Here is an 11463-nt window from a genome sequence, read left to right as displayed (position 1 = left end):
AATGAATCAAGAAGCCATCGAGCTATACGCCAAACTCGCAGAGGCTAAATCGGTTGTTGTCACCGATTTAGTTATCGCCAAGCAAGTCAGTGAAAATGCGCAAGAACGCCTCAAACGGCAAGCCGCCGATGCGGCTAAGAAACAAGCCGACATTGATGCGCAGTTTCAACAACTGCAGCTGGTACTTGCCAACCAGGTTGAGGCAGGTGATGCCAAGATCGTTCGCAGTAACGAGCAGTTCACTATCACACTAGAAGATAAAGGCCTGTTCTTAAGTGGCACCGCAGACCTGGACCCTTCGATTCTGTCGACCATTAACCAAATTGCTCGCACCATTGCCGATTCAGACTCTCTGATTCGCGTCCAAGGTCACTCGGATAACAGGCCGGTAGGCTTTTCGGATCAGTTTGCCTCCAACTGGGATCTATCCTCGGCTCGGGCAAGCTCGGTGGCAAACCACATGATCAACAATCAAGGTTTAGCTGAGACGCGCTTTTCGGTCACAGGTTTTGCCGATACCGAACCGGTTGATACCAACGAAACGCCAGAGGGCCGCCAGCGTAACCGGCGGGTTGAAATCATCATCGATAATTAACGCAGGCCTCTTGACTACAGGCCCGCGCAAAGGTTTAATACGCGCCTTCGCTTTTTGCGCCCAGGTAGCTCAGTCGGTAGAGCAGGGGATTGAAAATCCCCGTGTCGGCGGTTCGATTCCGTCCCTGGGCACCATCCTCCCCAAAAAACCTCAATTTTTCGATACGTGATGTTCACTCTGGGTGCATGGTTTTGTCACGCCATCGCCTTTTTCATCGTTCAAACACTAACACCCAGAACTCGTAACAATAATTACATAAAACCGTCACTTTAATGACACACATCTGCAATAAAAATGTAGCTTAAATGTCACTTTGTAATAAAAGTGACATAATTTAACGATAGGATCCCGCCATCGATAAAGAGACCACAATTATGCGCCGCACACTCCCACTTGCTCTTGCACTCGCATCAGCACACACAATCGCCGCCGGCGGTAGCGATGTGGATGCACTCAAGTCTGAGGTAGATCAACTTAAAGCGCTGGTGATGAAGCTTGAGCAACGCCTAGCCGATGTCGAAGGTCAAAAGGTGCCGGTCGAAGATCTGACCGCGTTAGCTAAGCGCAATCCGGTGGCTGCAAAATCGGCGCAAGAGTCGCGCGTAACCCTAGCGAGCGATTTCCGCTTGCGCTATGAGTCTATAGAGAAGCAAGGTTCAGACCGTCGCGAACGCGAGCGACTCCGTGCACGCGCATCGCTGACTTATAAAGGCAACGATTTTACTGGCGTGTTTGGTGTGGCCTCAGGTGGCGACAGCCCCACATCAACCAACCAGACCCTTGGTGGCGGCGGTACCAGCAAAGGACTGCAGCTTGATATGGCGTACGTTATCTACCCCTTAAATGATCAAGTGAACGTGTTTGCGGGCAAAATGAAAAACCCGCTGCATCGTCCCGGCAAATACGGTTTAGTGTGGGATTCTGACTACCGCCCAGAAGGTGTATTTTTAACCACGCAGACGGGTGATTTCGAATTGACCGCCGGCAGCTTTTGGCTTGAGAGCGACACCAAAAATAGCAATGAACGCGCTGTCTACGCTTTGCAAGGGATGTATAAAGCCCAATTAGGCGACACGAAGTTAAACCTTGGTTTAGGTTATTTCGAAGCCAACCTATCAGGCGATGCAGCCTTTTGGTCCGGCGACACCATCAAATTGGGTAACTATCAAGACTGCAACAACGGCACCTGTGTTTTCACTAACGACTACCACGTCATCGAGGCATTCGTAGAAGCCAACTTTACGAGCAGCGTCAACGGCTTTGCGCACTGGATCGAGAACGCGCAAGCAAACAGCGACAACACGGGCTACGTGCTTGGCCTAAATATTGGTAAAGCAAAAAATACCGGCGACTGGGCTTTTCAGGCCGCTTGGCAGAATCTCGAAAACGAAGCCACCGTCGCACTGCTCACCGATTCAGATTTCGCGGGTGGCGGTACCGGAGGCGAAGGGTCACAGTTAACGCTGAGCTACAAAGCAAGCTCTGCCCTCGCTATTAACCTGTTGTACTCGGATACCGAAAGAACCACCTACACCGACCCAAACCCGCTGGATTACAAGCGTCTGGTTCTTGATTTCTCGATGAAGTACTAGCCACAAAAAAGCCCCGACCTTCCACAAGACTGGGGCTTTATATGGGTGACCTATCAGCCTGATTAGCTAAGTGCTATCGACTGAACGTGGTTACCCACATCCTCGGCGTTATCGGCAATGTCGCCAATCCAAACCAAGACTTCGTACAAAAACATGGCTTCGACTGGCGAAAGGTCTTTCTCTAGCTTAAACAGCTGGGCACGCAGATCGCTTTGCATGGTATCGGTTTGCCGCTCGGCTTCATCAATTCGAGCCAAGGCCGCCTCGACACGCTCAAGATTGTTTTGCCCGAAGCCCGACTTCACGTAAATATCCAGTTGATTAACCGCTTCTTTCGCGTAACGAACCGCTTCGACGGAAGTTCTTACGAAATCGAGGACTCCAGCGCGCATAGGCTTTGGAAACCGCATTCGACGCCCGACAATAATGCCAGCGATATCTTTCGCGCAGTTAGCAATTTTGTCTTGCGATGTAATCAGGCGTAACAAATCGGTGCGCGATACCGGCATCATCAAGCGCTTTGGCATATTCTTGCGAAACTCGGCTTTTAATTCATCGGCACGATGTTCACTGGCTACTACAGTCTTATGAAGCTCTGCAGCTTGCTCCCAGCTTTTGCTGAACTCGGCCTCTAGAAATGGTAACAACGCCTCGGTCGCTTCTAGCGTAGCAGCGATGTGTTGGGTAATGGTTTCGATTGGTGACTTAACCACCAAATCAGCAATAGGCATTCTAATCGACATTTTTCGCTCCGTACTCTCACGAGTATGATTAAAAAGGTAGGGTTTTTAGGAACCTACAAGCGGTTCTTAGACGCAGTGTAACAAAACTGTAAACTAATTGTAATACTTGTCATAAAGGGCAGTATTACCGTGGTGTTAATGAATATCCGCCGCCACAGCGCAATTCCGCCCCGAATTTTTGGCTTGGTATAAGGCATCGTCGATGTTGGTAATGTTGCGATCGATACTGATGTTTGGATTCTGCATACCAAAGCCAAAACTTGCGGTGACCTTTAGCCCTGCACTAAAGGTGGTTTCAGCAATACAGGTGCGAAGGCGATCAGCCAATACCTGCAGGCCGTGCTCATCGGTCTCTCGAATCAGTATCAAAAATTCTTCACCACCCCACCGACAAATCTCAGCATCACTGCGCATAGCCGACAATAGTGTAGCCGCGAACTCTTTCAAGATAACGTCACCGACCTGATGACCATGTGTATCGTTAATCGTTTTAAAATGGTCGATATCGCATAAAATCAAACCACAACCTGGCGCACCCTTTTTAAGATCCCGATGCGCAGACCGAAGCAGCTGATCAGCTCGTGCGCGATTACCTACTCCCGTGAGCGAGTCGGTAATTGACATGGTCAGCAACTGGTGGCTCAGGCGGCGCAAACGCAGATTATTGATAAACAAAAACGCACCGGCTACGGCCACACCGGCAAAGATTTGCCAAAACAAGGTGTAGTCAAACGCTGTTTCATTGCGCACACTCACCCAATTGTTGTAAGCCCGCTGTATCGCTAACTCATCGCTACTGATTCGCGCAGCGACACCGTCTAAAATCTCGAGTAGTTCGTTATTACCTTGGGCTACGGCCATCGCAAAACCAATGCCCTGCCCCAGAGTTGCGCCAATCTTTAACGAATCGGAGTACGTTTTTTGAATTTGGTTTGCAATGACACTGGACTCGTCAATATAACCAAACAGTTCACCATTTGCGACCGCGGTTAGAGCGTCGCGCGAGTCATCTTGTGGCACAAACTTCAGTTCTGGATAAGTAGCACGGAGTCGCTCAAGAATAGGCTCGTCATTTACGGTACCAATGGTTCGCTGACTTAATCGGTGCAAGTCGCTAACAAATAAGGTATCGATGCTGGTGGCTAAAAGTAAGGGCTGCTGTAAATACTCTCGGCTGTAGAAAAAGTTTTTATCTTTGCCGTTGGCAACAGCCATCGAGACAAAATCGCAACGCCCGCGCGACAAGGCTTCTTGCCAGCTCTCGCCGGATGCCACCGGATGCACGCGCAAGGGTACGGGTACATCACGCCGAAAAGCCGCTTGCAGCAGCTCTGCCACAATACCCACGTACGCTTGTGACTGAAATGCCTCCAAGGGCAAATTATCGCCTTGAATGCAGGCTATCAGCTCGCCTTTATCGAGTACGTATTGACGCTGCGACGGGCTTAACTGCATTTCTTGACCGAGCTTCGCTAACAGGGTGTCCAGCGTATACTGCTTGTACTGTTCATCCGCGTGTAACAAGCCACTTCGTTTTAACTGCTTAAAAATGCGCTGGCCCAACTCATCGCTGGTGGCGCCTAGCGGAAACAGATCTAACTGCATCATCTGTTCGGAAACCGCAGCCTCGTAGCGTAACGCCTCCGCACTTTTTTGCTGCGAGTAGCGCTCTAAGATCATGTTGATGACTTCATCAACGTTATCGAGCGCGTATTGCCAACCGCGATTCGTGGCCTCCACAAAACGTTGGGTCTGCTCAGGGTTTTGCACAACAGCGTTTTGGGTGGCCAATACGCTTACAGCGCTGCTAACAAAACCATAATCGGCAGGGTCGATGACATTGTAGGAGACACCCAAACGATCAAGCTCGTAGAGCTGATTCGAGCGAAACGCGCTCATCGCATCGACTTTGCCCTGAATAAAGTCGTCAATACTGAAGGTGTGTTCACGAACATCGGAGTTAGTGGAATTAACGTAAAAGTGATTCAGCAGCAAGGCGAGTGAACTATAACGAAACTCATCGGTCGTACCCATAATGCGCTTGCCAACCAAATCTCCGGGGGTCCGAATCGATGGGTGGGTCACAAAAATTAAAGGCGACCGCTGAAAGTAGGTGGCCAGCACTACAACCGGCGCAATGTGGCCACCGTGTACCACCAAGTTGGAATTGTGCACCACATAATCGGCGTCGCCTTGAATCAGCGACAAGATATTATCGACCGCTGGTTCGTATTCCACCAAGTCGACATCAAGCCCTACCTCACGATAATAGCCCAGCTCTTTGGCGGCTATAAAGCCTGCAAATTCGAACTGATATTTCCATTCAAGCTGAACCCGCACGTACTGCAAATCGTTGGCAAACGCGTTGGTGCACAACAATAGTAAAATGAGCCCTACTCTTAGCGTCATTGCTACTCCCAATTTCAAGCCCTAAGTGTAAAACGAAACGCTCTAACAGGCATTAAAATGAACGCGCAAAATAAAATGCTTACTGCACCCTACGCTTTGTGCGCACTCGTAATGCCTCGCCATGTCCTATCAAACCCATTTAAATTCAGGCAAACTCAATTAGGGGTAACGTTGAGGGCAAGATGCCAGTAGGAATTTTAATACTCGCCGCGGGTCAAAGCCGCCGCATGGGAACAGACAAACGTTTGCTGTCCTGGCGGGAAACCCGGCTCCTCGAGCGATCAATACAGCTGTGCCGCGACAGTGGTTTGAGCTACCGCATTGCCCTGAGTTGTCGGAAAGAAGACGATCTGATCGCGCAACTATGCGGGCCAAACTGTATTCGCGTTGAGGAGTCAGACTTAGGCTTAGGCCACACACTGGCGCACGCTATTGGCGCGTTGCCCGACTCTTGGGGCGGCGTCATTGTGCACCTGGCCGATATGCCCTTGGTCAAGGCGTCTACTTTCCAGAAAATTGCGCACGAACTGCAACATCACTCGATTGTGATTCCAAGCTATCAACAGCAGTGGGGCAACCCGCGCGGTTTTTCGCACTCACTGTGGCCAGAACTAGCGTTACTGAAGGGCGATCAAGGTGCTAAAGACTTGATCAAAAAGCACTCAGATTTATGCCGTGTGCTAGATCTTAACGATGCGGGAATCTTGGTCGATATCGATACCCAAGAAGACTACCAAGCTTGGCAGTGCTGACCGCCTGCTCGCTTGGTTACGCCACGCTGCGACAAACTTGGCCAGACTGACTCATGGCACCACGCTTAAGCTGGGTGAGCTGAGCTAAGATCGACACCGCAATTTCCATCGGTGTTTTACTACCGATATCGATGCCTACTGGCGCGTGAATGCGCGCAAGTGCCTCTTCGCTTAACCCTCTTGCTCGCAACCGTGAACTGCGATTCGCACTCGTACGTCGTGACCCCAAGGCGCCAATGAAGACGTAGGGCAAGTCTGCAGCGGCAAACAACGCGTTATCATCAATATCGCGGTCATGGGTCAGTGTAATCAAACTGGTGTGTGAATCGGCGTAGGCGGCGAGCTGATCGATCCCTATCAACACGTGAACACTCACGTCAGAGCCCCGCCATCCGTCGACCTTATCCTGACGCGGGTCGAGCACAATAATCTGATACTCCATTTGTAGAGCAAGCGCTGACAGGGTCTCAGCCAACTGCCCCGCCCCGATCAACACTAAACGATGCTCTGGACCTAACCGGTGCATACCGCAGGTTTGCTGCCAATCAACCGCCGGCGAATTCAACATCGAGGTGGTACTCAAAGAACAGTGGTAAGGCTCAAGTTTGATGGCTCGCTCGACAAAATGTCGAGCTAAAAGTGTAGCGTGCAATTCCTGTAGCCAAGATTCATCACGCGCTCCAAGTGCTTCGACTAACAGCGTTAACTTACCGCCACAGGGAAGCCCATAGCGCTCGTTATCATCGGCATCGACGCCGTATTTGGTTAATCGCGCCGTACCTGCAGGAAACTCTCCCAACTGCAAACGCTCGATCAGGCATTCTTCAACACAGCCGCCCGAGACCGACCCTAGGGTCGCTAACTCGCTATGGACCATCATTGAGCCCAAGGGTCGAGGCAACGACCCGGTGATTTCGACAATCGTGACCAGCCAAGCATCAAGCCCCTGACGCACCGCTTTAAGCGCTGCTCCGATAATCTCTGCGTGTGTGACTTGAAGCTTAAGCGACATTAAAACCCTGCTTGGCAACCGGCAACTCACGCACACGTACACCAACAGCCGCATAAATGGCATTGGTTATAGCAGGCGCAATGGGCGGCGTGCCGGGCTCGCCTGCACCCCCAGTGGGAGCACCACTATCGAAAATCTCGACGTTAATTTCGGGGCTCGCAGCCATGCGCACCGACGTATAATCGTGGAAATTCGATTGTTTAACCGCACCGCCTTGGATCTCGATGTTACCGCTCAAGGCTGCCGACATGCCGTATAAAATGCCCGATTCCATTTGTGCCGTAAAACCATCAGGCGACATGGCAAAACCCGGGTCCGCAACACAAGCGACGCGATGCACGCGCAATGTGCCATCTTGTACAGAGACCTCTGCCACTTGACCGACAATCGATCCAAAACATTCGTGTATCGCGATACCTCGACCATGACCTTCGGGCAGGACCTGCTGCCAGTTAGACAGTTCTTCTAAACGGTCAATAATGGCGAGGTGGCGAGGTTTGTCTTGCAGTAAAGTTCGACGGAACTGCAGCGGATCTTGTTTGGCCGCGTGCGCTAGTTCGTCAATCATCGACTCGGTAAAAAAGGCGTGCTGCGAGTGATCGACACTGCGCCAAGGACCAGTAGGGATAGGCATTTGCTTCTCTACCGAACCAATCCAGACATTGGGTATGGCGTAAGGAATATGTGGAGCCTCGTGTGGCTCGCCTTTGTTCACGAACAGATTACGCCACGCCACAGGCTGACCCTTCGAATCAATCTGTGCTTGAAAACGGCTGCTAAACGCTGGGCGATAAAAGTCGTGCTGCATGTCCTCTTCGCGCGACCACACCAACTTCACAGGGCTGCCCACCTGCTGCGAAATTTTTGCCGCTTGCACGATGGTGTCGTAAAACGAGCGACGCCCAAACCCGCCACCCATCAGATAATTGTGAATGATGATATTCTCAGCCGGAATGCCCAAAGCTTCTGCCACAGCGTGTTTAGCCCCCAAGGGGTTTTGGCTGCCCACCCATATTTCGCAGCTGTCGCCCACGACAGAGGCCGTCGCATTCATAGGCTCCATACACGCGTGCGCTAAGTAAGGTACGCGATAGGTGACATCCAGCACATCACGGGCCTGATTCAGTGCCGCCGGCGCGTCGCCCACGCTTATCTCGGGCTCGACTTCATTGGACGCCAAAGCGGCGTCAATCGCCGACTCGAACTGCTCGAAAATCGACGCTTGGCTCAAGCCGCTGTTCTCATGCTCCGCCCAACGGATGTTAACCGCCTCTAACCCTTTTTTGGCATTCCAATACGAGTCGGCGACCACGGCCACGGCGTCATCTAATGCAACCACCCGCTCGACACCTGCAAGCGTCAGTGCTGAACTTGAGTCAAACGAATCGACCCTAGCGCCAAACACTGGCGCTGCCTTAATCGTTGCCACTTTCATACCGGGCACTGATACGTCAATGCCAAACATCGCGCTGCCATCGACTTTAGCGGGCAAGTCGCGGCGCGGGATGTTTTTACCCATCAAACGATACTGCGATACCTCTTTAAGTTTTGGCGAGTACGGCGGTGTTTTCTCACCGGCTGCGGCAGCAAACTCTGAGTAAGGTGCGGCGATACTGCCGTCGCTTTTAAAGATTTGTCCTTGGTCCGTTCGCAGCTGATTCACAGGCACATTCCACGCCTCACTGGCCGCCTCTAGCAACATTTCTCGAGCAGCAGCACCGGCCACGCGCATGCCGAACTCACCGGTCGTACGAATACTCATACTGCCGCCAGTAATTTGCATGTGCATAGCTTTCGATGCCTGCAGGGTCACACCGGTAAGCGTACCGACCAAAATCTCAGGCACCTGCATACCGCCAAACAAATAGCCGTAACCTAATGCATAGTTGGCGTATTCATCCTGCGCGGGCGCCTCAACAAAACTGACGTCATCCCATTTTGCATCTAACTCATCGGCCAACATTTGCGCCAACACCGTTTGCGCACCCTGACCCATTTCCGAATGCGGAACAATCACCGTCACGCGATTGGCGGAGTCAATTTTTAGCCAGGTGTTCACCAGTACCTCATCAGGCCCCTCGACGTATGGTCGAAGCATATCGTTGCGATTGCCCGGGCGCAGTGCAACGCCCACCACTAATGCGCCGCCGCCAATAACGCCGGCAGTGATAAACCCTCTGCGCGTCCACTTACCCATTGGCCACCTCCATGGCAGGATCAAACATCTGCACACCAGCGGCTTGTTTTATGGCTGCGCGAATGCGCGAATACATACCGCAGCGACAGATATTCCCCGACATAGCCGTATTAATATCTTCATCACTTGGGTTGGGGTTAGTCTCGAGCAAAGCCACCGCGGATAAGATCTGGCCTGACTGACAGTAGCCACACTGAGGCACCTGCAAATCCAACCAAGCCTGCTGCACAGGGTGCAATTGCCCCTCTTGCGCCAAGCCCTCAATCGTCGTGACTTGCGCGCCTTGAGCTGCCGCCACTGGAGTAACACAGGAACGAATCGGCGCGCCATTCAAATGCACCGTGCAAGCGCCACACTGAGCGATACCACATCCGAATTTGGTACCCGTTAGACCGAGCGTATCGCGTATGAACCACAGTAGTGGCGTATCAGGTGCGACGTCGACCGAATACTGCTGTCCATTGATGGTGATTTGCATGGCTTATCCTTGTCAATTGTTATCACGGAACTTGTACCTTGTTACGCCCCTCAGGGCAAGGTGGACGCCTAGTCCATTGGTGAATTTAATGGGGCTTGATTTATGACACGACTGTAGCCACATTATTGAACTAAAATGCACATATTGAACATCTAGGCTAGCTACATGACCGAGTCTCAAGTCATTGTGTTTGCAGTACCCGTATTCTTCGCCATGATCGGCATGGAATTGCTGGTGGGAATTGTGCGCAACAACAATACCTACCGGCTCTACGATGCCATGAGCAGCATTAGCACGGGTATGTTAAGCCAGCTAGTAAATCTTTGTGTCAAAACACTCGGCTTTGCGATTTATGCCATGGCCTATCCGTATTTGGCCGTGTCACCCCTGTCAGCGGACGCCTTATGGGTTTGGGTCGCAGCCATTGTCTTGTACGACTTGGCCTACTATTGGAATCACCGCGCGGGTCATCGAATTACCTTATTTTGGGCGGCGCATGCTGTGCACCACCAAAGCGAAGACTACAACTTATCAACGGCGCTGCGCCAAACCAGCACCGGCTGGATGTTTGGCTGGATTTTTTACCTACCCCTTGCCTTACTCGGGTTTCCACCCGAGGTCGTGGGTGTCGCTGGGTTAATAAACTTGCTGTATCAATACTGGGTGCATACCGAGCAAGTGGGCAAGCTGGGATGGTTTGATCGAGTCTTCTGCTCGCCGTCAAACCACCGAGTGCATCACGCAGTGAATGATGCCTACCTCGACAAAAACTATGGCGGCATTTTGATTCTGTGGGACCGACTGTTCGGAACCTTCCAAGAAGAAGATGATAACGACCCCTGCCGCTACGGTACGCGCTCGCATTTACACAACTGGAGCCCACTTGTCGCGAACCTGCAGGTGTACCGCGACCGCTTCGTCGAGATGCGCGCTACCCGAGGCTTGGGCAACAAACTGGCGTTGTGGTGGAAAGGACCGGAGTGGCACGCACAATCCAAACCTGAATCTCAATTTGATATCGACTTTATTAAATACGAACCAGAGGCAACGGGACCACAACGGGCAGTTGCCACAGCGAGCTTTATGCTGTGTTTAATCGCAGTTACCGCGCTACTTTGGTACGCCGAGCAACTCGGCACTGTCGTGGTGTTAGTGGCAACATTGGCGCTTGGTCTAATAATGCATGTGTTTACGCGGTGGCATGCCTACTCCAGTACGACTTCAGTCGCGACACAAGACCATTGATAAAATGTGCACAACTCGCGCGAGGTTTCGCACTGCATTTGAACTAAACAATCTCACGATTACACTTGCACTGAATATTGCCGCCCCACATGACTAGCGGTTAGAGTGAGGAACCACCACTAATTATAAAAGGCAAAGCTATGAGCAAGTCTGTACCCACAGCCGTCGTCACCGGCGCTGCGAGCGGCATTGGCCGCGCTATCGCCTTACTTGCCGCCGAACGTGGCCACATCGTTATTGCGATCGACAAAGATCAAAATGGACTCAGCGCTCTCGAACCCGAGCTTAAAGCATTTAACGAGCAGGCGTTCTGCCGGCTGGTAGACGTCAGTGATTCAATACAACTACAGATCTTAGCGAAAGAAGTATTCGAGCAGTTTGGGCACGTCAACTTACTCTTCAACAACGCGGGCATGGTGGTCAATAAGCCCATATTAGAA

The 11463-nt window shown here is 51.7% G+C and carries 10 protein-coding genes and 1 tRNA gene; 6 read left to right on the top strand and 5 right to left on the bottom strand.

The genetic code is table 11. The annotated features are described in order from the left end of the window. The 3 genes from ACTF5Z_RS09055 to ACTF5Z_RS09045 form a co-directional block, all read left to right on the top strand. Positions 1-595, top strand: a 595-nt coding sequence (locus ACTF5Z_RS09055; RefSeq protein ID WP_438985351.1) for an OmpA/MotB family protein, incomplete at its 5' end; no start/stop codon positions are given. 58 nt (positions 596-653) lie between these two features. Further along, positions 654-729: transfer RNA gene (locus ACTF5Z_RS09050), tRNA-Phe, on the top strand. A 240-nt stretch (positions 730-969) separates the two neighbouring features. Further along, complete coding sequence (locus tag ACTF5Z_RS09045) at positions 970-2187, top strand: putative porin (RefSeq protein ID WP_438985350.1); 1218 nt, start codon at positions 970-972, stop codon at positions 2185-2187. Between the two features lie 62 nt (positions 2188-2249). Here ACTF5Z_RS09045 and ACTF5Z_RS09040 read toward each other — a convergent pair whose 3' ends face one another. Together ACTF5Z_RS09040 and ACTF5Z_RS09035 are read right to left on the bottom strand one after the other, a co-directional pair. Beyond that, complete coding sequence (locus tag ACTF5Z_RS09040; protein ID WP_423850334.1) at positions 2250-2930, bottom strand: TIGR00153 family protein; 681 nt, start codon at positions 2928-2930, stop codon at positions 2250-2252. A gap of 135 nt (positions 2931-3065) precedes the next feature. Beyond that, entirely contained in the window at positions 3066-5339 is a 2274-nt protein-coding gene (locus tag ACTF5Z_RS09035; protein WP_438985349.1) for an ABC transporter substrate-binding protein, read from the bottom strand. A 182-nt stretch (positions 5340-5521) separates the two neighbouring features. Between ACTF5Z_RS09035 and ACTF5Z_RS09030 the strand changes: the two genes are divergently transcribed. Then, positions 5522-6091, top strand: a complete 570-nt coding sequence (locus ACTF5Z_RS09030) for a nucleotidyltransferase family protein (protein ID WP_438985348.1) — start codon at positions 5522-5524, stop codon at positions 6089-6091. A 16-nt stretch (positions 6092-6107) separates the two neighbouring features. On the opposite strand, the gene ACTF5Z_RS09025 is transcribed toward ACTF5Z_RS09030, so the two are convergent. The 3 genes from ACTF5Z_RS09025 to ACTF5Z_RS09015 are packed head-to-tail and all read right to left on the bottom strand — an operon-like array spanning position 6108 to position 9778. Next, positions 6108-7103: an XdhC family protein gene (locus tag ACTF5Z_RS09025; protein WP_438985347.1), complete on the bottom strand. Its 996-nt coding sequence runs from the start codon at positions 7101-7103 to the stop codon at positions 6108-6110. Continuing rightward, positions 7093-9300: a molybdopterin cofactor-binding domain-containing protein gene (locus ACTF5Z_RS09020; RefSeq protein WP_438985346.1), complete on the bottom strand. Its 2208-nt coding sequence runs from the start codon at positions 9298-9300 to the stop codon at positions 7093-7095. Before ACTF5Z_RS09020 ends, ACTF5Z_RS09025 begins: the two co-directional genes overlap by 11 nt. Next, positions 9293-9778 carry a (2Fe-2S)-binding protein gene (locus ACTF5Z_RS09015; protein ID WP_423849946.1) on the bottom strand — a complete coding sequence of 162 codons (486 nt, stop codon included), beginning with the start codon at positions 9776-9778 and terminating at the stop codon, positions 9293-9295. Before ACTF5Z_RS09015 ends, ACTF5Z_RS09020 begins: the two co-directional genes overlap by 8 nt. A 165-nt stretch (positions 9779-9943) precedes the next feature. Between ACTF5Z_RS09015 and ACTF5Z_RS09010 the strand changes: the two genes are divergently transcribed. Both ACTF5Z_RS09010 and ACTF5Z_RS09005 read left to right on the top strand, forming a co-directional pair. Beyond that, the gene (locus ACTF5Z_RS09010) at positions 9944-11023 is read left to right on the top strand and encodes a sterol desaturase family protein (protein ID WP_438985345.1); all 1080 of its coding nucleotides are present in this window, start codon (positions 9944-9946) and stop codon (positions 11021-11023) included. A gap of 140 nt (positions 11024-11163) precedes the next feature. Further along, on the top strand, positions 11164-11463 hold a 300-nt coding region (locus ACTF5Z_RS09005; RefSeq protein ID WP_438985344.1), incomplete at its 3' end, for an SDR family NAD(P)-dependent oxidoreductase.

Source organism: Aequoribacter sp., assembly GCF_965659035.1.
In the GTDB taxonomy this organism is placed as follows: domain Bacteria; phylum Pseudomonadota; class Gammaproteobacteria; order Pseudomonadales; family Halieaceae; genus Aequoribacter.
This window is presented reverse-complemented; position numbering and strand designations above follow the sequence as displayed.